This is a genomic window from Mesorhizobium sp. M0761 (genome assembly GCF_040320205.1).
In the GTDB taxonomy this organism is placed as follows: domain Bacteria; phylum Pseudomonadota; class Alphaproteobacteria; order Rhizobiales; family Rhizobiaceae; genus Mesorhizobium.
The window spans coordinates 146274-171840 of record NZ_JAMYPF010000013.1 but is presented as its reverse complement, the minus strand read 5'-3'; the positions used below and the strand labels follow the sequence as shown (position 1 = coordinate 171840).

At 60.0% G+C, this 25567-nt stretch carries 15 protein-coding genes and 1 pseudogene; 9 read left to right on the top strand and 7 right to left on the bottom strand.

The window, feature by feature from the left end:
• Positions 1-1080: 1080 nt before the first annotated feature.
• From NKI32_RS21335 to NKI32_RS21320, 4 genes are all read right to left on the bottom strand, one after another.
• Positions 1081-3291, bottom strand: coding sequence for a xanthine dehydrogenase family protein molybdopterin-binding subunit (locus NKI32_RS21335; RefSeq protein WP_023818730.1), 2211 nt, complete (start codon positions 3289-3291; stop codon positions 1081-1083).
• Positions 3292-3294: 3 nt separating this feature from the next.
• Complete coding sequence (locus tag NKI32_RS21330) at positions 3295-3753, bottom strand: (2Fe-2S)-binding protein (protein WP_023689394.1); 459 nt, start codon at positions 3751-3753, stop codon at positions 3295-3297.
• A gap of 1163 nt (positions 3754-4916) precedes the next feature.
• The gene (locus NKI32_RS21325; RefSeq protein ID WP_023685525.1) at positions 4917-5819 is read right to left on the bottom strand and encodes a dihydrodipicolinate synthase family protein; all 903 of its coding nucleotides are present in this window, start codon (positions 5817-5819) and stop codon (positions 4917-4919) included.
• 52 nt (positions 5820-5871) lie between these two features.
• The gene (locus tag NKI32_RS21320) at positions 5872-7104 is read right to left on the bottom strand and encodes a trans-sulfuration enzyme family protein (RefSeq protein ID WP_353003504.1); all 1233 of its coding nucleotides are present in this window, start codon (positions 7102-7104) and stop codon (positions 5872-5874) included.
• A 74-nt stretch (positions 7105-7178) separates the two neighbouring features.
• Between NKI32_RS21320 and pdxR the strand changes: the two genes are divergently transcribed.
• The 4 genes from pdxR to NKI32_RS21300 all read left to right on the top strand — a co-directional run bounded on the left by pdxR (position 7179) and on the right by NKI32_RS21300 (position 12739).
• Positions 7179-8684, top strand: coding sequence for a MocR-like pyridoxine biosynthesis transcription factor PdxR (gene pdxR, locus NKI32_RS21315; RefSeq protein ID WP_353003502.1), 1506 nt, complete (start codon positions 7179-7181; stop codon positions 8682-8684).
• Positions 8685-8842: 158 nt separating this feature from the next.
• A complete protein-coding gene (locus NKI32_RS21310; protein ID WP_023704114.1) occupies positions 8843-9334 on the top strand; it encodes an MOSC domain-containing protein in 492 nt (163 codons plus the stop codon).
• 6 nt (positions 9335-9340) lie between these two features.
• Positions 9341-10291, top strand: a complete 951-nt coding sequence (locus NKI32_RS21305) for a PDR/VanB family oxidoreductase (RefSeq protein WP_353003495.1) — start codon at positions 9341-9343, stop codon at positions 10289-10291.
• A 51-nt stretch (positions 10292-10342) separates the two neighbouring features.
• Positions 10343-12739, top strand: a complete 2397-nt coding sequence (locus NKI32_RS21300; protein WP_353003493.1) for a transketolase — start codon at positions 10343-10345, stop codon at positions 12737-12739.
• A gap of 186 nt (positions 12740-12925) precedes the next feature.
• Here NKI32_RS21300 and NKI32_RS21295 read toward each other — a convergent pair whose 3' ends face one another.
• The 3 genes from NKI32_RS21295 to gmd all read right to left on the bottom strand — a co-directional run bounded on the left by NKI32_RS21295 (position 12926) and on the right by gmd (position 16712).
• Entirely contained in the window at positions 12926-14347 is a 1422-nt protein-coding gene (locus tag NKI32_RS21295) for a phosphomannomutase (RefSeq protein WP_353003491.1), read from the bottom strand.
• Between the two features lie 350 nt (positions 14348-14697).
• Positions 14698-15642: a GDP-L-fucose synthase gene (fcl, locus tag NKI32_RS21290; protein ID WP_023689384.1), complete on the bottom strand. Its 945-nt coding sequence runs from the start codon at positions 15640-15642 to the stop codon at positions 14698-14700.
• Positions 15642-16712 carry a GDP-mannose 4,6-dehydratase gene (gene gmd / locus NKI32_RS21285; protein ID WP_023692482.1) on the bottom strand — a complete coding sequence of 357 codons (1071 nt, stop codon included), beginning with the start codon at positions 16710-16712 and terminating at the stop codon, positions 15642-15644. Before gmd ends, fcl begins: the two co-directional genes overlap by 1 nt.
• 936 nt (positions 16713-17648) lie before the next feature.
• Between gmd and NKI32_RS21280 the strand changes: the two genes are divergently transcribed.
• The 5 genes and pseudogenes from NKI32_RS21280 to NKI32_RS21260 all read left to right on the top strand — a co-directional run bounded on the left by NKI32_RS21280 (position 17649) and on the right by NKI32_RS21260 (position 25389).
• Positions 17649-18635, top strand: a complete 987-nt coding sequence (locus tag NKI32_RS21280) for a nodulation protein NodZ (protein ID WP_023711832.1) — start codon at positions 17649-17651, stop codon at positions 18633-18635.
• A gap of 232 nt (positions 18636-18867) precedes the next feature.
• Positions 18868-20283: a mannose-1-phosphate guanylyltransferase/mannose-6-phosphate isomerase gene (locus NKI32_RS21275; protein ID WP_352546091.1), complete on the top strand. Its 1416-nt coding sequence runs from the start codon at positions 18868-18870 to the stop codon at positions 20281-20283.
• Between the two features lie 375 nt (positions 20284-20658).
• Positions 20659-21057: pseudogene (locus NKI32_RS21270) on the top strand (IS30 family transposase); the annotation flags it as partial.
• A gap of 404 nt (positions 21058-21461) precedes the next feature.
• Complete coding sequence (locus NKI32_RS21265; RefSeq protein ID WP_031245459.1) at positions 21462-22274, top strand: Hachiman antiphage defense system protein HamA; 813 nt, start codon at positions 21462-21464, stop codon at positions 22272-22274.
• A complete protein-coding gene (locus tag NKI32_RS21260; protein WP_352546081.1) occupies positions 22240-25389 on the top strand; it encodes a DEAD/DEAH box helicase in 3150 nt (1049 codons plus the stop codon). The genes NKI32_RS21265 and NKI32_RS21260 overlap by 35 nt, the downstream gene beginning before the upstream one ends.
• Positions 25390-25567 lie beyond the last annotated feature (178 nt).

Sequence of the window (25567 nt, the reverse complement as noted above, 5' to 3'; positions counted from 1 at the left end):
AAATAGGCGTGTTGTCGCCTGCAGCTGCGACCGCCCGTCAGGCATCAGCGGCATCGAAGAAAGCCTCATAAACGATCAATGAGATGCTTCGACTGTGACGCCTACAGTGCCATCACGCCGAGAGCTTGGCTGGATCTCCAATCCTGAGCGGCTGCTGACATGTATCCGGCGATGTCGTTTTCATCGGCAGAACCAACTTGCGATGCCGCCTGTTCTTGGGAAGGGCGGCCGTCGACGAATAACAGTACCGCCCCCGTGAACTGGCCCGATTTCATTCTCCGAAGCGACCATGGTCGCACCGCCCGACATTGTCGGCCAGTTGCAACTCACTTTCTCGGCACGACCTCCACTGCACGTCAGGGCGCATCGAAGATTTTCTCCTTTGGATTATACCTAAGGCAGCTTTCGTCACGCGTTAGAGCAGCGTGTGATTGGTGCGTGAGGCTCTTTTTTGTCCATGCACGATTCCGGAAGAGTGATGAAATCGATTGTTTTGATCAAAGTCATCCACGCTATGAATAACAGCCGCAGCACATGCGTTTTCAAAGCGCTTCAGGCTTCCCGGATGGCTACTCCGATGTGAAGCGCATGGCATTCCAAGCGCTCTGTCAACCAAACGATGAGTATCGGCGTCGACCCTCATTGCCTTCGTCTTCGCGACTCCGTGACAGCGGCTGGCATTGTGTTTGTAGGGCATCGGGCGAAGATCATGTCGATCGGCCATCTCGCCTGCCTATTGACAAACCCTTGAACAATGATCCACGCACCAGCGCGATTGTGATCACGAGCGCCTCTGAGCTCTGGAGGTTCGGTTTTCTGAGGGTTCCTGGGTCTCCGAAGCGATGGAGGTAGCTAGCCTTCCTGGTGCTATACGGTTGTGCTCTTCATGGAGTGGACGCATTTGCGTCTCGCAAGCGGTTCTTCAGTGGAACCGGCGCCAAGGCCCGTCTGTGGTCGTTCAGAACACGGGGTGCCGTCTCCAAACCGGATATTGGAGCGGGCAGCCGCCGGAATTTGACCCATGGAAATGAGCGCCTGTCAGGAGGGTTCGAAAACGGCGCGATCTTCATCGCGGCTGTTTCATGGTGTCATTCCTGACATGTTCTTTATAATCGGCAGCTTGCGGATAGTCTTGCCCGTCGCCGCCCGTAGCGCGTTGGCGACGGCCGGGCCGATCGGCGGCACACCTGGCTCACCAACTCCCGTGGGCGGCTCCTCGGACGGCACAATGTGCACCTCGACTCGCGGCATCTGCTCGATCCTGAGCGGTGTATAGGTATCGTAGTTCTCTTGGTCTACGACACCGCCCTTCAGGGTCAGCTCCTCCTGGAGGATCGCACCTAGCCCGAATCCGATACCGCCCTCCATCTGAGCGCGAATCTGGTCAGGATTTATCGCGGTGCCGCAATCTACCGCGCAGACGACGCGGTCGACCTTGAAACCATTTTCATCGTTGAGGGTGATCTCCACCACATCGGCGACATAGGTCGAGAGGCTTTCATGCAGGGCCACGCCGCGGAAACGGCCTTCCGGCAGAGGCTTGTCCCAGCCTGCCTTCTCAGCAGCCACTTTAAGCACGGCGGCATGCCGTGGATGGTGACCGAGCATTGACAAGCGGAAGTCGACCGGATCACGGTTCGCAGCGGCGGCGAGCTCATCGATCAGGGTTTCCACCGCGTAAGCGGTGTGGGTGGAGCCTACCGAACGCCACCACAGCACCGGGATGTTCACGTCCGTGGTGGTCAGCTCGACCTTCAGGTTCGGGATCGCATAGGGCAGGTTGGTGGCGCCCTCTACGGAGGTTGGATCGATGCCGTTCTTGATCATCGCCGCAGAGGTCGAACCGCCCAAGACCGATTGACCCACGATGTGGTCATGGAGAGCGACGACATTGCCTTTCTTGTCGAGCCCCGCCTTGACTGCGTGCACATAGGCCGGCCGGTACCGCCCACCCCGCATGTCATTCTCGCGGGTCCACTGCACCTTCACTGGCTTGCCGCGCCCCAGTGCACGCGCTGTGGAAACAGCTTCGATAATGACATCTGCATCCAAGACCGCGCGGCGGCCGAAACTGCCGCCGGTCTTCATCACGTGCAGCCTCACCTTGTCCGGCGTGGTGCCGCCTACCTGAGCGGCAGCCGCCTGATAAAGGTCGGGCATCTGGTGTCCGCCCCAGACATCGATGGTGCCGTCTTCGTTGATTCGGGCGGCCGCGTTGAGTGGCTCGATCGAAGCATGGACAAGATAGGGGAATTCGTAGTGCCCCTCGATGATTTTCTCAGCACTGGCGAACGCTGCGGGAGTGTTACCGTCGTCGCGCGCGGTGGCCGCGCCCAGATCGTCTGCTGCCTTGTTGTATTCGGCCATGATCTCGGCCGTGCCGCGCTCTTCGGCCTTCTCCTCGTTCCAGGTCACCTCCACGAGGTCGCGGCCCTTCAGCGCCGTCCAGGTGTCCCTGCCAACCACGGCAAGGCCTCGCGGCGTCTGGACGACATCGACAATGCCGTCGAGTGCCTTGGCCTTGGTTGCGTCGAAGCTCTCGATCTCGGCGCCGAACTTCGGCGGATGGATCATAACGGCCGTCTGGAGTCCCTCCATCATGAGGTCGATCGTGTAGGTCTGCGCGCCGTTGGTCTTGCCGGCGGAATCGTAGCGCTTGAGGCTGTCCGATCCGATCTGGGCCCACTTGTCGCGCGGCTTTAGCGGCACGTCGTCGGGAACCGGCATTCCCGCTGCGGCTTCAGCCAGGTCACCGTAGCGCGCCTGCATCCCTGAGGCGTGCGACACGACCCCGGAAGCGACTTTGATCTCGCCGGCTGGCACGTCCCACCGCTGCGCCGCGGCCGCCACCAGCAAGGCCCGTGCGGCAGCACCCGCCTTGCGGTAGCGTTCCCACGACGAGCCCATCGACGTGGAGCCACCAGTTGCCTGTGCGGCCCCGCCCCAGGCGAGATTGCCGTAGAACGCGGTATTGCCATATCCGCCGACCACGTCCACCTGCGCCCAGTCGCCGTCGAGCTCTTCCATAACCAGGGTGGCGATGCCGAAATAGGAGCCTTGTCCCATCTCGAACTGCGAGGAGTGGATGATGATTCGGTTCTCCTTTGTGATCTCGACATAGGTCTGGAAGGGGTTCGCCGGAACCTTTGCAGGGGTCGTTTGTGCGATGTCGGGCGCGGCCAGCACTGGCCGGTAGCCCACTGCGAGGCCGCCGGTGGTAACGCCCGCGCCGACGAGGAACCAGCGGCGCGTGGGCCGCACGGCAGTATGCTTCGAGAGAAACTGCGACATGCCTCAAGTCTCCAGCCGGTTGGCGGTCTCGTGGATGGCCGCGCGGATGCGATGATAGGTGGCGCAGCGGCAGAGGTTGCCGCTCATCGCCGAATCAATATCATCGTCCGTCGGCTTAGGCGTTTCTGTAAGGAGGGCCACGGCCGACATGATCTGGCCAGACTGGCAATAGCCGCATTGAGGTACGTCGAACTCGGCCCACACGGCCTGGACCGTTTCGCCTATCTTGCCCGACACACCCTCAATGGTGGTGATCGAGGCTCCTTCGATGTCGCCGACTGCGGTCTGGCACGAGCGCGTCGGCATGCCGTTAACGTGAACCGTGCAAGCGCCGCACTGGGCAAGCCCGCAACCGAATTTCGTTCCCGTGAGTCCGATGACGTCACGGACCGCCCAGAGCAGCGGCATCTCTGGATCGACGTCGAGTGTTCGCGCCTCGCCATTGAGGGTAAAAGCGACCATTGCTTGCTCTCCTTGTCCTGAGCTGGCTATCTCGTTGAGCCTCCGCCCGCCTGGCAACCGAGCTCTTGTTGCTGAGGCCTAGCGACCACACCGTAGGAACGCGCAGCTCAAGCAACAAGCCGCTAGGTTGGCGAGTTACGAGATCGTGAAGTGGGTCGTGTCGAAAGGCTGGAGGCAACTGAATGTCATTTTTTGGGCGGACAGGCCGCTTTAGGCTGGGTTACACGAGACTGGACATTCGGGTCGTCGCGAACATCGACCGCTGGTCGGCCGCGTCCGGCAGGGCCCTGATTGGCTACACGAAATGAAATGGGACTACTATCGATGGGGGCCTACCTCGACCCGCAACCTCCACGACTGGACCCTCAGGTTTCCGGCTATCGTCCCGGGCGGTGGCCGAGCTCGGCGCCTCGGACGCGATAATAGGCGGTGAGGCGTTCGTCGTTGACCAGAAGGCTTGTCGCGCATTCCCAGTCTTCAGCGGGCTCTTGGCCGCGGCGGGAGACGTCAGGACCATGCTTGCCGGCTTCGACCTGCTCAAGATCGACGGCGAGGGTCTTCGCGATCGGCCACTCGTCGATCGGCGCAAAGCGCTAGTTAACCTGCTGAGACGCCGCCAAACGGCATCGTTCTGAGCGACGAGATCAGCGGCGGCAGCGACATTCTCGCGCAAGTCTCCCAGTTCGGCCTCGATGGGCATCGTCTCCAAGCTGCGTGTCAGTCCATATCGATCCGGCCGGCGCCAAGAATGGGTGAGACAAAATGCGTGCTGAGTGATGAGTTCATCGTCATCGGCTGCGAACCCGGCAACAGTTACGGCGGTCGGGAAGCGTGCTCTGGCGAATGTCGAGGACGGAAATCTGGTGTTCGCCGGCGGCATTGGCACCGGCTTCAATGCGCGCACCGGGCCGGAAGTAAAGCGCCGGCTCGATGCCATTCCAATGGATAAACCACCGATTCCTAGTTTGAAGGCGAACGGTGCGGCATGGGCGGAGTGCCCTGCGCAGTCTGTACCTCCGCAGTCGATTGTCGAGTTCGAAGGGGGTGTGATTGGCGTCGAGACCGCTCCAGCCATGGCTATCAGCACGCCGAGTGCGTTGTTTTCGATCAGATCTCGAAATGAGCGGGTAAATACCTTTCACTTGCCGAACGGGGTTTGCTGTTCACCGGCTGGCATCCGATGGCAAACCTTTCAACGCGGCGGCGATCTGGCGCTTCGCTGCTGGGGGCAGAGGCAGGATGGGACGCGGGGGTTCGGCACTGCAAACGTCGAGCAATTCAGCGAGTGCATAGACGACGCGAAGGCTCGAGAACTCCTTGAAGAGGCTCCAGATCGGGACCAGCGCGGCATTGATCCGTCGCGCTTCGGCCGCATCGCCCTGTTGCGCCGCTGTGACGATCGTCATGCAGACCTCGGGCAGGATGCCCGCGAGGACGCTGTACCATGTGTCGGCGCCGGCGATCATGGCCTCGGCGGCGTTCCAGTCGCCGCTGTAACCAATCGAGAACCCTTCCGGCAGTGTGCGCCTCTGGGCGGTCAGGTGGTTCTTGATCGCATCGCTTTTGTCTGTCGGATTCTTGATGGCGACAATCCCAGCCACCTTTGCCAGGCGGCTGACAAGGGGTGGACTGAAATGGAAATGCGTCGTTCCTGGATTGTCGTAGACGACGATCGGCAGGCCACTTTCGCGCGCCACAGTGGAGAAATGATCGAACACCTCGTCATCAGTAAGCGGGGTGTAGGAGGCGGCGGCAAGCAAACCCGCAGCTGCTCCAAGGGCCTTGGCGTCTTGCGCGAGCCCCACGGCTTCATCGGTGCGCAGCGCGCCCACACCCACCACGACCGGCATTTGCCCCGCCGTTTGGTCCAAGGTCTCGGAGAGCGCCCGCCGCCGTTGCTCGCGCGACAGATAGATGTATGTGCCGGTGCTGCCGAGAAGACCGATGGAATCGACCTGAGCAATGCCAAGCCGAGCAATCAGCCTGCGCAGGGCAACGCTATCAACGCGGCCGTCACGATTGGTCGGGGTGATGGGGAACGCGGAAAGACCGCTCAGGAATGCCATGGCAAGGCTCCAGATCTATGTGTGAGCGCAGAGGTGGCCGCACGCCAGGTCATTACAAGACGTCCAAAGCCCGCCGCAGATCGGCGATCAGGTCATCAGCGTCTTCAAGCCCCACCGAGAGACGCATGAGATCCTCGCCGACTCCATCGGCCAAATGGGCATCCTTGCGGATCGGCTGCCGAGCACGGGTGAGGCTTGCTGGATGATAGATGAGGCTGTCGGCATCGCCGAGGCTGACGGCGCGAATGATCAGGTTGAGCCGGTCCATCATCCGGCGCGCTCCTTCGTATCCAGCGTGGAGGCCAAAGGCCAACATGCCCGATCCGTTGGACATCTGTTTTCGCGCCGTCACCTGATCAGGGTGCGAGTCGAGGAACGGATAACTCACAAATGCCACCGCCGGGTGCGCTTCCAGCGCCCGAGCCACCGCAAGGGCTGTGGCGCTGTGCCGTTCCATACGCAGCGTCAGCGTCTTGAGACCGCGCAGGATTAGGAAAGCTGACATGGGCGAGAGCGCTGCGCCGGTGATGTAGCGCAGGCCCGTTTCATGCAGCGTACGGAGCGTCTGGGCGTCGCCGAGAAGCGCCCCGCCAAGGGCATCGCCATGACCATTGATGTACTTGGTCATCGAATGGAGCACGATGTCCGCCCCGTGCTCAAGCGGTCGCTGGAGCGCGGGCGAGGCGAAGGTGCTGTCGACTGCAACCCTTACACCGCGCGCGTGAGCGCGCTCGGCAATTGCCGCTATGTCGAGGATGCGGCTCAGCGGATTCACCGGCGTCTCGAAGAAAACCAGCCGCGTCCGCTCGGTGATCGCAGCATCGAGATTGTGAGGATTTGACAGATCGACCGCGACGACCTTGATGCCGAAGCGGGGGACCGCCTGTTCGACCATGGCAAGCGTGTTCGCATAAAGCGTCTTGTGGACGATGAGTTCATCGCCCTGGGACAGGAGCGACAGGATCAGAGTGCCGAAGGCCGCTATCCCCGAGGCAACAACCAGCCCTGCCTCGGCTCCTTCCAGATTCGCGAGCCGCTGCTCGAGGATCTCGGTCGTGGGATTGTATTCGCGCGCATAGAGCCTTCCACCAAGGGCGGCGGCGGCATCGTTTGCTGCCACGCTTTCGAACCCATAGGTTGACGTCAGGAACACTGGCGGCTGGACGGCATTGGAAAAGCCGGCCGGATCGTAGCCATGATGGATCGCCCGGGTGGCAAATCCGGGGCTGGTGCGGTTGAGCGACCCCGTGGGAGCATCGGTTTCGGATTGATGGGAGCTGGTCATTCGGCCTCTGCGATCTCTCTTGGGGTTCCGAAAGATTGACGGCAACCTGGCCAATGTGAAATATCCAGTTGGCGATGAAAGAGATGGTCCAGTCTTCAAGTGCCGGGTCTGCAGTGCGCTCGCACGCGATGGGTGCACGCCAGATATACGAAGCCCTTCGCGAGCAAATCCTCGGCGGCGTCTACGAAACCGGCAGTCAGTTGCCATCCTCCCGGGCCCTGGCAAATGACCTCGGCGTTTCGCGAACCACGGTGACGGTCGCCTATGAACAACTGGCTGCGGAGGGTTTCATCGAAGTCCGTCAAGGCGCACGACCTCGCGTTGCGTCTTCGTTGATGGGCCATGGGACGGGGCGCACTCACGCGCAACGGGTCGGCCCAATCCACCTGTCCGCATATGGCGAGCGGCTGCGCGCGACGTCACCCTGGCCAGATTATCTGCCGACTGGGCTGAAGGTCGAGTTCCGCTATGGCGACCTCGCGCCGTCGGATTTCCCTTCATTGGTCTGGAAACGCGCGATGAACGAGGAGATGGGGCAGCGCCCGCTGCGTCTTGCCTATGACGATCCTCGTGGCTCGCGCCGGCTTCGCCAGGCGCTTCAGGGCTATCTCTGGCGCGCCCGGACCCTGAGCTGCGACCTCGACCAGATCATAGTTGTGAACGGTTCGCAGCAGGGCCTTGATCTGTGCGCGCGCCTGCTTCTCGATCCCGCCGACCGTTTCGTCATCGAGGATCCGTGCTACAGGATGGCGCGTCAGGTCTTTGCCAGTACGGGTGCCTCACCCATCCCGGTCATCGTCGACGAAGACGGGATGAGGACCGAGTTGCTAGCGGGGATCGGAGCACGACTGGCTTATGTGACGCCATCGCATCAGTTTCCGCTGGGCGGCGTCATGCCGATCGCGCGCCGCCATCAGCTTCTGAAATGGGCGCGGCACAACAACGCCTATGTGATCGAGGACGACTACGACAGCGAATATCGCTACGACATCAATCCGGTCCCTCCGCTGCACAGTCTCGAGGACCACGGGGCTGTCATCTACCTCGGCACGATCTCCAAAACGCTCTCGCCGATGCTGCGCATCGGCTACCTCGTCGTCCCGCCCGAATTGCAGGAGGTCTTCGCAACCGCCAAACAATTCGCAGACCGGCATTCGCCGGTCGCTGAACAGGAAGCGCTGGCATCGTTGATCGAGAGCGGCGGCTACGAAAGCCATGTGCGCCGTGTGCGCAGGCTGAACGGCGAGCGTCGGGAAACGTTGTTGGGTGCCTTGCAGCACAGCTTCGGGGATCGCATCACTGTCCAGGGAGCAGATGCGGGACTGCACGTCGCGGTTTGGTTCAATGACCTGCCACGATCGCGGGAAACGGCCTTGGTCGAATCCGCCCGCGACGCTGGCCTGGGGCTACACCTGATCTCGCCGCTCTACGAACGGCCATCGGACGAAGGCCGCACCGATCGCGTCGGACTTGTCATGGGCTATGCCGCCTTGAGCATTCGGCAGATCGGGAAGGGCGTTGAGGTCCTGCGAGAGGTTGTCAAGCAGGTGCAAGACGCGATGCCGGCGCGGAACAACTGAGCCGGGGCGACGCCGAAAGCTGGCGCTGAAAACGGTCCGAGGGGCCCCCGTATTTCTTTCCAAACAGCCAACTGGACCGGGAAAATGCCATGCAACTGGCGCTGTTGATCAGGCCAGTTTTGCAGCAGGTTTCCACGGACGAATTTCCGAGAGCGATGATGACCTGGCGAGGAAAGCTGCTTCACGTCCATATCGCGCCTGCCGCCTCCTATGAAATGGAGGAGCTGGCGCAGGCGCAGCTTATTGCCGGCCAAGGCGTTGTCGGAGACCGCTACTACCTGGGGACGGGGACCTATTCCGCGCGTCCTGACGTTCGCGAAGTGACGCTGATCGAAGCTGAAGTCTTGGACGCCATCGCCCAGGGCGAACCCAGAATTCCGGGCTTCAAGGCCAAGCTCGCACCCGAAGATCACCGGCGCAATCTGACGACACGAGGCGTTCCGCTTAGCCATCTTGTCGGCAAACGCTTCCGGGTCGGGGAAACGATTCTCAGGGCCGCCCGGATGAATGTGCCGTGCAAGTATATCGAGGAGTTGCTCGGGCTTCCGGGTCTCTACGAGGGGCTTCTGAACCGCTCCGGCCTGAACTGCACAATCGAGGTCGGGGGCGTGATCCGCCCCGGTGATCTGATCTTGCCCATCGACGAGTGAAACGCCATGGCCTCGCCGCGCATCATCATGAAGCTGACCGTGACCGCCGCCCGCAAGGAGCCGGGCGACGTGCTGGTCATCGACCTGAAACACCCACGCAAACCTGTGCTGCCGGCGTTCGAAGCGGGTTCTCACGTCGACGTCCATCTGCCTGAAGGGAAGGTGCGTCAGTATTCACTTTGCGGCGACCCGACCGAGCTTGGCCGCTACACCATCGCGGTGAAGCGCGAGAATGACGGCCGTGGCGGCTCGGCGTGGATCCACGAAACCATTGCCGTCGGCTCCACACTGCCTGTCTCCGCGCCACGCAACCATTTTGCGCTCAAGCCAGGCGAGGGGCCGATTTTGCTGCTGGCAGGGGGAATCGGGATCACCCCGATTCTGGCCATGGCGCGCGCGCTCACCCGGCAGGCCAAGCCCTTCGAGTTGCACTATTTCACCCGCAGCCGGGCGCTCACGCCACTCTTGGCGGCGATCGGGAGCGATCTTCCTGGCGGCAATGTGCGGATCCATTTCGACGACGAGCCTCAGACCCGGCAGAACATCGCCGCGCTGCTGGCGAACCGTTCGGACGACGCGCAGACATACTACTGCGGACCGCCTGGCTTCATGGCGGTTGTGGGGCGCGCGGCTCAACACTGGCCCGAGGGTACTGTTCATTTCGAAACTTTCCAGCCTCCCGAGTTTGATGGCGCGCCACCGGAACCGTTCGTCATAGAACTGGCTGAGGGCAGGGTGGTTGAGGTTTCGGCTGAGACCACGGCACTGGCCGCCTTGCGTGCGGCCGGTGTGCCGTTGATGGCCTCGTGTGAGAACGGGGTGTGCGGGACCTGCGAATGCGCAATGCTGGCGGGACAGCCGATCCATCGGGATGCCGTCCTGTCCAAGGAGGCACGCGGCCACCGCTTCATCCCCTGTGTGTCGCGCGCGACAGGTGTGTTGAAACTCGATCTTTGACCATTTGGGCGGGGGTCCTGTGAGACCGGCAGCTGATTTGCGGGAAACTGAATGACGAGGAAACTGGAATATCTGAACGAGATCGAGCGCTGCGTCTCCTGGCTCGCAGCCTGGACGATCCACCACGCCAACCACGTCCGCGAGGGCGATGAGATCAAGGTCGGGGGGCATCAGGCCTCGTCCGCGTCGCTGAGTACCATCATGACCGCGCTCTACGGTTCGGTCCTGCGCCCGCAGGATCGGGTGGCGGTCAAACCCCATGCGGCGCCGATCTTCCATGCACTTCAGTATCTGGCGGGCAACCAGACCCCCGAAAAGCTCATGAACTTCCGCGGCTACAAGGGCGCGCAGAGCTACCCTTCGCGGACGAAGGATGTCGACGATGTCGACTTCTCGACCGGGTCGGTGGGTCTCGGCGTTGCTCAGACGCTGTTCTCGTCGCTGGTGCAGGACTACGTCTCGGGTCACGGCTGGATGAAGGAGCGTGCCGAGGGCCGAATGGTCAGCCTGATCGGCGACGCCGAGATGGATGAGGGCAACATCTACGAGGCCCTGATCGAAGGCTGGAAGCACGGGCTCAGGAACTGCTGGTGGGTGGTCGACTACAATCGCCAGTCGCTCGACGCCGTGATCCGGGAGGGCCTCTGGCAGCGTTTCGAGCAGATTTTTCGCAACTTCGGCTGGGACGTGATGGTCCTGCGCCACGGCGCTCTGCAAGAGGCTGCCTTTGCCGAGCCGGGGGGCGAGAAGCTGCTCGAGTGGATAGAGCGCTGTCCGAACCAGCTCTATTCGGCGCTGACCTTCCAAGGGGGTGCTGCCTGGCGCAAGCGGCTGCTCGACGAGATCGGAGACCAAGGGCCGGTCACCACTCTGATCGAACGCCGCTCCGACGACGAGTTGCAGGCGTTGATGACGAACCTTGGCGGGCATGACATGCCGAGCCTCCTCGAAGCCTTCGAGGCGGCGTCCAGGCATGACCGTCCCGTCTGCTTCATCTGTTACACCATCAAGGGCTACGGTCTGCCGCTTGCCGGACACAAGGACAACCACGCGGGGCAGATGACGCCCACGCAGATGGAAGACTACCGCCTGCAAATGGGCGTAAAGCGGGGTGAGGAGTGGGACAAATGGGCGGCCGCCACCTTGCCGGAAGCGGAACTTGACGCCTTCTTCGCAAAGGCGCCGTTCTTCAGTGAGGGGCGTAGGAGGCTGTCTGCGCCGTCGGTGCCGGTGCCTGAAACCCTTCCGTCACCGGGGCAGCCCGGCAAGCCGCTCTCGACCCAGATGGGGTTCGGCCAGATCCTGAACGACATCGCACGCGAGCGCAGTCTGCTTGCCGACCGCATTGTCACCACCTCGCCCGATGTGACGGTCTCGACCAATCTCGGTGGCTGGGTCAACCGGCGCGGCCTTTTCGCCCGGGAGAGCATGGCGGACACCTTCAAGGCCGAACGCATTCCGTCGACCTTTACCTGGGAATTTGGGCCGAAGGGGCAGCACCTCGAGCTCGGGATCGCCGAGTCGAACCTGATGATCATGCTCGGGGCACTCGGTCTCTCGCACTCGATCAATGGCGTGCGCCTGCTGCCGATCGGGACAGTCTATGATCCCTTCATCTACCGATCGGCCGACCAGCTAAACTACGCCTGCTATCAGGATGCGCGCTTCATGCTGGTCGCAACGCCCTCGGGCGTGACGCTAGCGCCCGAGGGCGGAGCACACCAGTCGATCGGCACCCCATTGATCGGCATGGCGCAGGATCGGCTTTGCGCCTTCGAACCGGCCTTCGTCGACGAACTGTCCGTGATCATGCGCTTTGCCTTCGATTACATGCAACGTAATGGCGAGGGGGATCCGGATGAGATGACGTGGCTGCGTGATCAGACCGGAGGATCGGTCTATCTTCGCCTGTCAACCCGGCCGCTCGAGCAGCCGCTGCGCGACATGAACCCGGCGCTCGCGCGGGACATCGTCAATGGCGCCTATTGGCTGCGTCCGCCTGGGCCCAACGCGAGTGTCGTCATTGCTTATCAAGGCGTCGTCGCGTCGGAGGCGATTGCCGCGACGGGTCTTCTGGCGGAGGACCGGCGCGATGTCGGGCTGCTCGCGATCACCTCCGCGGACCGGCTTAATGCGGGCTGGCAGGCGGCGGAACGTGCCCGGCAGCGTGGCGCGATTGGCGCCCTGAGTCATATCGAGCGGCTGCTCGCGCCGCTATCGCGTGACTGCGGCATCGTCACCGTGATCGACGGCCACCCGGCGACGCTCGCGTGGCTCGGTGGGGTTAACGGGCATCGCGTGAAGGCGCTCGGGGTCGAGCATTTCGGCCAGACGGGGACTATTGCGGACCTCTACCGTCACCACGGCCTGGACACCAACGCCATCGTACATGCGGCACAGGCGGTGAGTGTGGGACCGGCTGTTCGCTACCGGAAGGCGCTGCCTTGACCATGAGCTACCGGACGCTTCGGGCCGGTACGGATCGGCTCACGTCCACCGCCCCGCCATTTCCACGGGCGTTCCGGTTCGCTTCAAAGCGGACAGGGCCAGGGACACTGTGGACGTTCTGATCGCGCGAGAGTAGCTCGTGCGACCCCCAGGGTCACCTGGAATACGCAGGGAGGCGGCTTTTATTTAGCCTTGCGTCCAATTACGAATTCGATCCAATCCAGTCCGGAGCAAAAGCTCCGCGTCCTCCCGATTTTCGGCTTCGACGTAGCACCGCATTTCCGGGGCATTTCCGGATGGACGCAAATGCAAGACACGCTTATCCGCGAGAGTGATATGAAGTCCGTCAACATCGCTAACCTTGCTTACCACTCCAATCGACCCGACGAAGGCGGCGATGTTAGTTTCTGCTGTACGAAGGTATGTCATGAGGCGAGTGCTGCTTTCGACGGAAAAATTTTCCAAGCGATCCGCCGCCGCCGCCGGCAATTGAAAGGAACTGCCAATCTCCGATAGTGGCTGCCCACTTGTATTAACAAGGGAAAGTGCCGCGAGGATGGGGAGAAAACTGTCGCGTGTAGGTAGCGCCGGCAGTTTAGTTCCGTTCCGGTCAAAGTCCGTGCCTGTCAATAAACCACCGTTTGCTTCGAAACCAACCACGCGCTCGTGACCCGACGCAACCAAATCGAGCATGGCAGCAATAACAAATGGCGATCCAACCTTGGTACGCACGACTTTAAAAGAACCTGCGGTCTCGATACCAGAGTTTGATGTGACCGGCGTGACGACTGCCTTCGCTTGCAGGAAGTTCGCCGTAATCAGGCCTAACAAATCACCGCGAAGGGGGTCTCCGCGGTCGTCAGCTACCAGTGGGCGGTCACCATCGCCATCTGCCGAGACGACCGCATCAAGCCGATGCTCTTTGGCCCAGAGCTTGAACTGTTGAGCAGTCTCGTCAGAGACCGCTTCAGTGTCGACAGGAATGAAACCTTCCGAACGTCCCAGGGTTACGACCGTCGCACAGTGATATGAGAGAATGTCAACCAAGAGATCGCGCGCGACTGTGCTGTGCTGATATACGCCCACCGTTAAGCCCTTTAGAGCATTAATCTCCATAAGCTTTCGATTGCGCGCCATGAAAAAGGCCTTGCATTCGGCCTCCCGGTGCTGCCGACGTGCAACAGCACCTTCAAGGACGTATCCGCGCTTCTCCAACTGCAAGGCGATGCGCGTTATCTCCCGCTCATCACCCTTGTCGATCTCACCGTCGGGTCGATAGAATTTTATTCCATTACGGTCGGCCGGAATGTGCGAGCCTGTGATCATCAAACAACCACTCTTACGCGCCTGAGCATACAGTGCCAGGGCAGGGGTGGGGACTGCGCCGCAATCGACTACGATGAAGCCGAGCGCGGACAGTGCCGCCGCACAGACGGCGGCGATGGCCGGACTCGAGGCGCGAAAGTCGCGCCCTATGAGTATCTCGTCGCCAATTCTGGCCAGGCCGGATTCCAGCAGGAATGTCGCGAATGCCGTTGCATATAGGGCAGAGGCGGCTCCTGCCAATTCTGTCGCCAGGCCCCGTAATCCACTTGTTCCGAATTTCATACCAAATCCGACGTTGCTAACCGGGTTTTGAAGGTAACATGCTCAAACTTTGGCTCGTCCGGAATGCCCATCGACAGATCCCTCGGACGAGAACAAGAAGTACATTCGGTTACCGTAGACGCGTTCGGTTATCGACGGTTACCCTTGTGAGGATTGACGCAGTCGGCGTCGGCGTGGGCAGCGCACCGTGACCTTCGAGGACGAGGTTGGAGCGGATGGGATCCGGGTCCGGCGGGGCTCCTCGCGGCTGGCTCACATGAGCGCTATCGCCATCGAGTGATTGTCTCAGTCTACATTAGCTCTGGGTCCCGAAAGCGCGTACAGGCCTGAGACGCAGCAAATCCTCTTATCTATCGCCGTTCGGTGTAGCTCCCGTTTAGAAATGCATGATAGACACTCTCGATGCCTTCCATGAGAGTGATCTTTGCTGCCCATCCCAAAGTGCGCAGCTTGTCGACGCTCATGAGCTTTCGCGGTGTACCGTCAGGTCTAGAGTGATCATGCGCGATCTCCCCAGTAAATCCGACTACACGGCAGATCATTCTAGTCAGCTCTAGGATCGTGATGTCCTGTCCGCAGCCGAGATTGACGTGATCATGGTCAGAGTAGTTCTTCAGAAGGAAGACTAATGCGTCGGCGCAGTCGTCGACGTGCATGAATTCCCGACGTGGTGTGCCCGTGCCCCAGATGGTGATTTGCTTATCACTTATGAGCTTCGCTTCATGCGCTTTCCGGATCAGCGCTGGGATGACGTGGCTTGACTGCAAGTCATAATTGTCGCCTGGCCCGTAGAGATTCGTCGGCATAGCGGAGATGTAGTCGCGGCCGTATTGCTGGCGATAGGCTTGAGCCATTTTGATGCCGGTGATCTTGGCGACGGCGTAGCATTCGTTGGTGCGCTCTAGTGGCCCGGTCAAAAGCGCGCTTTCAGGAATGGGCTGTGGTGCCATCTTCGGATAGATGCAAGACGAGCCGAGGAAGAGGACGCGGTCGACATTGTTTTCGTGGGCTGCCGCGAAGATATTGGCCTCGATCATCAGATTGTCGTAAAGAAAGTCGACCGGATAGGTGGCGTTCGCGAGAATACCACCTACCTTTGCCGCCGCCATAATGATAGCGTCCGGTTTCATCACTGCCACGAAGTTTTCAACCTCGGTCTGTCGCTTGAGGTCTAGCTCTCCCCGAGGGGCGGCCACAACTTTGCAGTCTTCAGACGCGAGTCGGCGTACAACAGCGCTGCCCACCATACCTTTGTGGCCAGCGACCCACACGGTTTTTCCGTTCAGATCATACATTACGCTTCCTTCATGACTACAGATGTCTGCATGACCTTCAGGTCTTCGCGTACCATTTCCGCAGCAAGCTCGCGCACGGATGTCTCATGCACCCAGCCGAGCTTCTCCTTCGCCTTGGTAGCGTCACCCAGGAGAAGATCGACTTCCGTGGGGCGGAAGTAGCGTGGGTCCACTTGGACTAGGCATCTGCCGCTCGCTACATCATAGCCCTTTTCGCCGACACCCTTGCCACGCCATTCGATCTCGACGCCGATATCTTCGAAAGCCCACTCGACGAATTGGCGGACAGGAGTCGTTTTGCCCGTAGCCAGCACGTAATCATCCGGTTGATCCTGCTGTATCATCATCCACATACCTCGCACGTACTCACGCGCATGGCCCCAATCGCGTTGAGCATCGAGATTGCCGAGATAAAGCTTGTCCTGCTTGCCCAGGTAGATAGCAGCGGCAGCGCGGCTGATCTTGCGCGTCACAAAAGTTTCGCCACGAAGGGGGCTTTCGTGATTAAAAAGAATGCCGTTGGAAGCGTGCATACCATAGCCCTCGCGATAATTGACGACCATCCAGTAGGCGTAGAGCTTGGCGGCGGCGTAAGGGCTGCGCGGATAAAAGGGCGTCGTTTCGTTCTGCGGTACGGACTGCACGAGGCCGTATAGCTCCGAAGTCGAGGCTTGATAGAAGCGGGTCTTGTCCGTCAGACCGAGGAGGCGAATCGCCTCAAGAAGTCGCAATGTACCGATACCGTCCGCGTTTGCTGTGTACTCAGGTGTTTCGAACGACACCTGCACATGGCTCTGAGCAGCCAAGTTGTAAATTTCGTCTGGCTGAGATTCCTGAACCACGCGGATGAGGTTAGTCGAATCAGTGAGGTCACCGTAATGCAAGATCAAGCGCGGATCGGATTCGTGCGGGTCTTGGTAGAGGTCTTCGATACGACCCGTGTTGAAGGAAGAGGAACGTCGCTTAATCCCATGAACGATGTAGCCTTTTTTGAGAAGAAGACGGGCAAGATAGGCACCATCCTGTCCAGTTATGCCCGTAATAAGAGCAACTTTCCTGCTATCGCCCATTCTATTCCTGCTCTATTAAAGTTTAAAGTTTCGGCTCCGGCTCGCCACGCCGACACAATGTGCGGCCAGCCCCGTGCGCTATGGAGCACTTCGACACATGCGGCGCGAAGCTCGTCATTGACAGTCCGCCAGCCGAGCACACCTCTTGCTTGGAGTCACATCAACATAGAGTTGCGCCGCTAACCGTCGGCTTCGTACATGCGGTCTGAGTGCCGCTCAGCTCACGCCGTGAGCGACATGTACTCCCAGCACCTTGCAGCTGATTTGCTCATCCATCAGCGAGTGAGGACGCCTTTCTTTCTTGCTTCAGCGTCTTCTAATGGGAATTGTTTGAATCAGTGAAATCGATTATTTGGATAAAGTGCATCCACAGAATGGATGGTCTGACCGAGCAGCGGGGGCGCATCGCCGGCCCGGAGTCGTAGGCGCGAGCCGCCCTCACCACAGCATCCGGCACAGGTCGTGCAGAACTTTGGGAGCAGACTGCAGATTCTGTCGATCAGCTGGTTCCAGGCGCGTCGAGCTGTCGACCTCATCTCGCCCGGGACGGTTGCTGTATGCAGCCTTGCACCCTTGGCGTATGGCGTCGACGGAACGATTTGCTCCGGCAGGCAGTGTCGCAGCGTTCCCCGGCTGTTTCGGCTCTATTGGCCGGGCCCGCGTCAGCCGAGCCCCTTCATCATGGCATCCAACACATGGATGGCCGGCATCCACTCAATAGATTTTACATATGCCGCGGAGGCCCAGTAGAGAAGCTCAACCGGAAGCGAGGGCATGGCTTCAAGCTGTGCGAGCGTCACGGGATTAGTGGGCAGTGCTGAGTGAGCTCTTCTGCCCTATGGCCCGGCCTCTGCCAAGCGCCCGGCGTCAGGGTCTACGTGTCGACTAAGGATTCCAAACCGGATGCAACCTCCTCTCTGAACGAGATTTCCGAAAATGCATGTTAGTGGATTGGAAAAGCGCCGGTTCGTCGTCTCTCGGAGGCGTACGGGGTTCGGTGATTGTCTGTGGTCATTGGCGGCCGCTTGGCGCTACGCGCAGCGGTCGGGACGAACTCTAGTCATCGACTGGCGGGGGGCCTGCTACCTCGACCAACCCTTCACAAATGCGTTTCCGGTATTCTTCCAGCCGATCAATGACATCGCTGGCGTGCCGGCTATTTCCGACGACCGGATCAACGACGTTTCCTTCCCTGGTCCATTCTTCCCGGAGTGGTGGAACAGGCCGGCGATCGAGTGCCTTTACCGGCCAGATGAGCAGATTTTCCAAGAGCGCGATGAGTTGGGCGAGCTCTTTCAGGCCGAACACGATGTCGAAGCGAACACAGTAGTGTGTGACGCTTGTCTGATGTGGCGGTGCGATGAGGATGCAGAGCGGCAGGTGTTCCAGAGTGTCCAGCCTCGGCCAGAAATTCAAGCCCGCATAGATGCCATTTATCAGGAATGTTTTGAGGGGCACAGCATCATCGGGATTCATGTTCGGCACGGTAACGGTGAAGACATCATGGAGCATGCGCCCTACTGGGCCGATCCGGAGCTCGCCGTTCGGCAAGTGTGCGCTGCAATTGACAAGGCTAAGGCGTTACCGCACCCCAGGCCTGTGCGGCTGTTCTTATGCACGGACAGCGCGCGGATACTGGATCTTCTGTCGGCCAGGTTTCCCGATCTGCTCACTGTCCCGAAGCACTTCGGATCAAATCAAGGTGGCCCCTTACACACTGCAGCACTCGGGATTGACGGCGGAATTTCCGCCCTCGTTGAGATGTATCTTCTCGGGCGCTGCGATACCGTAATTCGGTTTCCCCCGACGAGCGCCTTTACACGATATGCACGCCTTTTCGCACCACGGGTAATTGAATTCGATCTGAAAGAGCCAAGTCGTTTGACTTTGATAGAAGGCAGCCAAGTCTCTGATCTCAGTTAAGACCCGCCAGCTGCGCAATTCGGCAGACGCAGCATAGTTGAATGCGCATTTCTCACCGACGCCAGTGGAGGCGTCGTACATTACCGATAGCGTCGTCATCTGACGCCGCCTGCAACGCGCCAGAACTTCGCTGCTACGCGGGGGCCGCAGACAAGCCAGAGCGACGGCGATCGTGACGCTGACGCTCGAAAGAACGCGGGCGATCACTCCAGAGACGAAATTGAGGTTGGTTATGAAAGTCATTCCCGTGATCATCAGCGGCGGAGCCGGATCGCGGCTATGGCCCGCCTCAAGGCAATCGCACCCCAAACCTTTCCTCAAAGTGGCGGATGGATATTCTCTCATTCAGCAGACTGTGCTGCGCGCCGCTTCGATAGAAGGTGTCGTGGAACTCGTCGCTGTTACATCCGGGGACCACCTCTTCCTGGCCAAGGACGAATTTGACGAACTGGATTCCGTGGTCCTGCCACGCACCTTTCTGCTCGAGCCCGAAGCTCGGGATACGGCCGCCGCCGTGGCTGCAGCCGCGATCCATGCGAGGGCAACGCAAGGCCCTGACGCGATCCTGTGCGTCTTCCCGGCCGATCACCTGATTAGCAACCTGCCTGCGTTTTTAGACGTGATGGGCCTGGCCATGGAACATGCGAAGCTCGGGCGGATCGCCACATTGGGCATCACCCCAACCAGACCGGACACCGCATTCGGCTACATCGAAGCAGATGGTGAGAACGTCGTCCGTTTCGTTGAAAAACCGGATCTGGAGACAGCCAAAGCCTATGTCGCGTCTCAACGCTTCTTCTGGAACGCCGGCATCTTCTGCTTCAGTGCGCAAACCATGCTCGACGAGATGGCTTTGCATTGTCCCGAGGTGCTCCAGGCCGTCGCCGACAGCTATGAGAACGGCCGCGCCAGTCAATGCCAAGGCTTTGCCAAAATCGAACTCGCGCCTGAGCATTTCGGTTCCGCGCCGCGAATCTCGCTCGACCACGCTGTCATGGAGAAGACTAACAGACTTGCCGTGATTCCCTGCGACATGGATTGGAACGACATCGGATCTTGGAACGCAATGGCCGATTTGATCGCCCCCGACGAAAGCGGGAACAGGATACGCGGCGATGTGCACATGGTCGACACGACCGGCACCTATGTGAGCTCAGACAAGCGCGTCATCGGCACGGTGGGCGTAAGCGATCTGGTGATCGTGGATTCCCCGGACGCTTTGCTTGTCACATCCCGCGACCGCGTTCAGGACGTTAAGAAGCTCTTCGAGGGCCTCAAGGCTTCGGGACATGAAGCTCATCTGGTCCATAGCACGGTACACCGGCCCTGGGGTACCTATACGGTTCTGGAGGAAGGCGAGCGCTTCAAGATCAAACGCATCGAGGTGAAGCCCGGTCGCCAGTTGAGCCTGCAGATGCACTATCATCGTTCGGAGCACTGGGTCGTGGTCAGCGGCTCCGCCAAAATCGTCAATGGCGAGCAGGAGTTGTTCCTGGGGACAAACGAATCTACTTACATCCCCTGCGGCCATAAGCATCGGCTCGAAAACCCAGGCAGAATTGACCTGGTTATCATTGAAGTGCAGAGCGGCGATTATCTCGCCGAGGATGATATCGTTCGCTTCGACGACGAATATGGTCGAACGTAGATAACAGTACAAAAAACGTTAAACGGCGAGCCGTCGCTCAAGGATCTCTGTCGTGGGTTCTGGGCCTGACATTGACAAGCAGCGGGCCGAGCGTGTCATAGTATCCGCCCCGCACTCTCATCAGGCACTCGATCGTGGTCGAAAACATCGGTGAGCGCTTGACAGCGCGCCGTCCGCGGTAACGAAGACTTCAGATCTTTTTGGGCGGACCCGTTGCTCAGCTGTTCAACGGCACAGCCGTATTTCAGCCTGTAGGCGGAAATGAAATCCTCATCGCTGCAGATGCAGCGGCCGCTGGAATCTTTGGCTTTCGGATCATGGAGGTGAGAACCAAGGGGGCGTGAGGGGCTGGCCAACAAACGCGGCGAGCGGCTCACCCTCGTCGAGCGACACAGCCGATTCACGATGCTTGTAAAGGTGGCGAGGAGGGACTCGGCCACCGTCGTGGCGGCCCTCGCCCAAACGATCGGCACATTGCCCGAAGAGTTGCGGCGCTCGCTAACGTGGGACCAGGGTAAGGAGATGGCTCGGCACAAGAGGTTCACCGTTGCAACCGATCTACAGGTCTACTTCTGCGATCCGCGAAGTCCCTGGCAGCGCGGCAGCAACGAAAATACCAACGGTCTGCTCAGGCAGTACTTCCCGAGAGACACCAACTCTCCCATGTCTCGCAGGCCCAACTCAACGCCGTCGCCCTGCGGCTCAATCAGCGACCCCCGAAAAACCCTGGACTTCGAAACGCCGGCCTATAGGGTACAGAAGGTGTTGCGATGACCGGTTGAACCCACCGCCCCATTCTGGTCGTTCAGCCATAAGCCGCAGGGCGCCAGAAGCGGACTCTATCAACGGCAAGGAGCCCGCAGAATCTGCGCAACTGTTCCTCTCAGAGACATCTCGGAACTTTCGGTTGATTGCGAAGCAAAATTGACCCCTGGCACCGAAGGTGGCGCATGCTTTCTGGGAGATGGCGAATGCGATGTACGTAGCGGGTGTCCGCCAGAAGTCGACAACGTATCTCAGAGGATTAGAGGCAAGCGCGGTTCGAATACTACCTGCCCTTCTGAACTCGGTCTTTGCCGAGCGCCTTGGTCCACATGTCATGACTACAACATGTCCATCTTTAGGCGGTTTCGGACCTCGGTCGTGCATGCTAGAGGCTGTGATGATTTGGGGGAATCATGGCGGCACCTGCGCACATCGGCTGGCTAAAGAAGACGGCGACCAATGTTGCCACGACCGAAGGCGTCGAGGTCGAGGTCTGGGATCTGGAACACCAGCCAGACGACGCAGTGCTATCGTCGTGGGCCAAGCATTTCAGGCAGCACTACTGCAAGGACGAAGAGTTACCGGACTTTATCGAGGGCACGGGGCACACGCCAGCCACCTATCTCGCGACAGTGAAGTTTCCAGACCCAGTCCATCCTCCTGGACCGGGTACACGCTCGGGTGACTTCGGCGAAATCCTGCTTGCCGACTTCGCGGAGTACATCTTGGGTTATTGGTGCCCCCGGGAGGGTAGATACGAGAACCGCGACAACCGGAACGTTCCGTCGAACGGCTGCGACGTGGTCGCATTTAAGTTCCATGGCGACGATCCTGTTCACCCGAAGGACGAGCTTCTTCTCATTGAGTCGAAGGCGGGCTTAAAGGCAAAGAAACAGAACCGGTTGCAGAACGCGGTTGAGGATTCCATCAAGGACATCACACGCGAGGCGATGTCCCTGAACGCCATCAAACAACGTCTCCTGCGCACCGACCGGCTGGCGGCCAAACGTGTGCAGCGCTTCCAGAACCAAAACGATCGCCCGTTCAAACGCGTGAACGCCGCCGGAGCCGTGCTCGATCAAGACGTATTCGACAGCGTCGATTTCACGACGACGCTCGCCAAGCATCATCCCAACTTCAAAAACCTGAAGCTTCTCATCATCCGGGGCACGTCGATGATGAACCTGGTACATGCCCTTTACGATCGAGCCGCTAATGAGGCCTAAGAACAACTCGATCCAACTGCTGGCTTCCGTCAGGTCCCGGGCCAAGATGCACGAGTTCAGGGCAGCGGAAGCCGACTACAACGAGTTCACGCGCGCGCCGGACTCGCTGGTGGTGCTAGCGATCGGAATATTGGGCGATTCCGCGGCGGCGCTTGCGGACCGGTTCATCACTTCCGACACAGAGAGCGCCATGCCAAGGTCCTGGGATGAACCGGATGGATCGATCCGGGACATGGTTCACTTCTCCGCCCGGTATTTCGACGCCTTCTTGGAATCAAGGCTGGACGAGGATCTGACCAACGAGTTCTCCCTGCTGTGCGCCACCTCCTACTATCTGTCCGACAGTATCGGCAGTGCGGCGGTCGTGATGAAGAGGACAGAATCTCCAGCCCTCGAGTTGGGGCATGGTCTCGCCTTTCTGGCCTATCGGATTCTGAAAGGGCTTTTCGCGCCGGTCGAGGAGTCGTTCGCGCACCATTTGTTCGCCAATAGAATGTTAGCCGCTCTCCGGGCGTTTTACGCCCTGCAGGGCGGAGCCGAGGAAATTCGTCTCCTCTGCGAGGAACTCAAGGCGCATGCTTATTTGGCCGGGTCGGCCCGGGAGCTGCTCTACGCCGACGTGGTGATAGCGCTTGTCTCCCGCAAACTGGACGGAGCGGCCAGGACGCTTCTGCCCCCGAGTTCGGGCCTTGATTTGGCCGATTGGGCACCGGCCTTGAGGAAAGGATCGTTCCCAACGGAGCTCTGGCCAGCCCAGAGACTGCTTTGCGAACAGGGAATTTTGAGCGGACGTTCCGCGGTGATCCAGATGCCAACGTCGGCCGGCAAAACCCGCGCCACCGAGTTCTTGATCCGCGCCCATTTCCTAGCACAGCGATCGTCCCTGGTCGTCATTGTGGGTCCATTCAGGTCACTGTGCCACGATATCCGTTCGGATCTGGTGCGCTCATTCGCCGGCGAAGATGTCCTGATTAACGAGATCTCGGATTCGTACCTTTTCGACATCGATCTCGCGGGAGCGCGAAGACAGAATTCGGTGTTCGTGGTGACACCCGAAAAGCTCCTTTACATGCTTCGGCGTAAGCCCGAATTCGCCGAAGAGGTCGGATTGGTCGTTTATGATGAAGGACATCAGTTCGACGGACTGACCCGTGGGCCAACATATGAACTTCTGCTAGCGTCCATGCGCATCTCGCTGCCTACGAACGCCCAGGTCGTATTGATCTCTGCCGTCATCGGGAACGCGGCCGAGATTGCCGGTTGGCTCGTCGGCGACGAGACCGCGGTGGTGTCGGGATCGGGATTGCTGCCGACGGCTAGGAACATCGCCTTCGCCAGCTGGCAGTTCGAGCGGGCCTGGTTGCGCTACGTCAGCCCGGCCGATCCGAACGCGGATGAATTCTTCGTGCCCCGCATCGTTGAGTCCAAAGTACTGGCCAAAAAGGGTCGCGAACTGAAGGTGAAACGTTTCCCCGAACGCGGCACCACCAGAAGCAACACCGACATAGGCCTCTTTCTCGGTCAGCATCTCGCCGCAAACGGCAGCGTGGCCATTTTCTGCGGGAAGAAGGAGAGCGTCGGCACGGTCTGCGACCGCGCCGTCGAAATTGCAGGGCGCGGCTTGGAGCTCGATTGGCCGGCGGCTTGCTCCGACGAAAACGAGATCCGCAAGATTGCCGATCTATGCCAAACTCACCTCGGAGATGGTCGAGTATCCAAAGCTGCGAAGCTCGGGATCCTGTCGCACCACGCCAACACGCCGCCGGGCCTGCGGCTGTCGATCGAACATGCTATGAAGGCGGGTCTGGCTCGTATGGTAGTCTGCACCTCCACCTTAGCGCAGGGCGTAAATTTCCCGATCCGCTACTTGGTGGTGACGTCCACCCAGCAGGGCAAAGAAGAGATAGCGGTGCGCGACTTCCACAACCTGATGGGTCGTGCGGGCCGGGCAGGCATGTATACCGAAGGCAACGTGATCTTTTCCGCGCCATCGCTCTACGACGATAAAAAGAAAGACGGCCGATGGCGTTGGTCGAAGACCACCAGGCTGCTGGATGCGGATAATTCGGAACCGTCGGCGAGCAGCATTCTCAAGCTTTTCGTCAGCTTCGAGCAGAAGGTAAAAGGAAAGCCGACCATCACATTGGATCTGCCGACGGAATGGCTCGATCTCACATTCGCTACCAAGCAGACCATCGCGGCGTATACCGCCGCCGCGGTGAGCGAGCGCCCCGGGCTAATAGGGAAGGACTTCAGCAGGTTTCTTTCCGACCGGGCGCGCGCGGTGCAAAGCATAGCATCGTATCTACTGTCCTACGTTGATTTCGAGAGTGACCTTGCCGAGGAGCGTGTGGAGGAACTGGCGCGGAGCACCCTAGCATATCATCTCTCCGACGACGATCTGAGGGTTAAGGTCCTGGCCGTTTTTCAGGCGGCCGCCAAAGCCGTCCAACAAGGGACGGACCTCAGCCTGATCAAACTGGTCCGAAAGTCGCCGCTACCGCCGGCGGACGTCAAGGCTTTGGCGCAATGGATCGACATGCATCTGGACCGGCTCGCGGCAATCGAAACCGAGGAAGAGCTGTTGACCGCGATTATGGAAAAGGCGGCACGGCACGCCCACGCACCGGTCTTGGCGGCGGTACCCGAGGCAATGCGGCCGGATTGCCTTGCCGACTGGATCGCCGGCAGGACCTACTACGAAATCCGAGCGCGGCTGACAGCCGCCCATGTCAAGTTCGGTAACGCGAGAGCGACTTCGGAGCACGTCGTCCACCTGTGCGAAAGCGGTTACGCGTACGACCTGTCGATGGTCGTTGCTGCATTGGCCGATCTCGTTGAGGAGCGATCCGAAGATCTGCATGCGCGGCTGGTGACCGTCCAGAAAAAGATCAAGTACGGTCTGTCCAGTGACGCGGCTATTGCGTTCCAAGAGGCTGGATTCGCCGACAGAGTGGTGGCCCAGGCCCTTGGCGACGCGTTCCCGGTCATCGATGGCTATCGCGACGTGGTCACAGCATGTCGGACGCAGCGAGAATTGGTACTGGCCACTATTGAACCGTTCCCAAGATACTTCGAGGAGGTCGCGCTCGAGCTCTCGTCCGGCTATGACTGAAACAGGCCTGCCAATCTACGGGATTGCGAGGAAAGTACCTCGAACAGCGGCAATGGGGTCGGTGGCCGAATGGCAGCTATCCGCTCGACGCGTATCAAGACCGGACAGTCCGGTCACGGCCCCAAAGCTGCCAGGCGGGAACGCGCCTGACTTCGGCCGTTGAGCCGGCCTTAAGGTT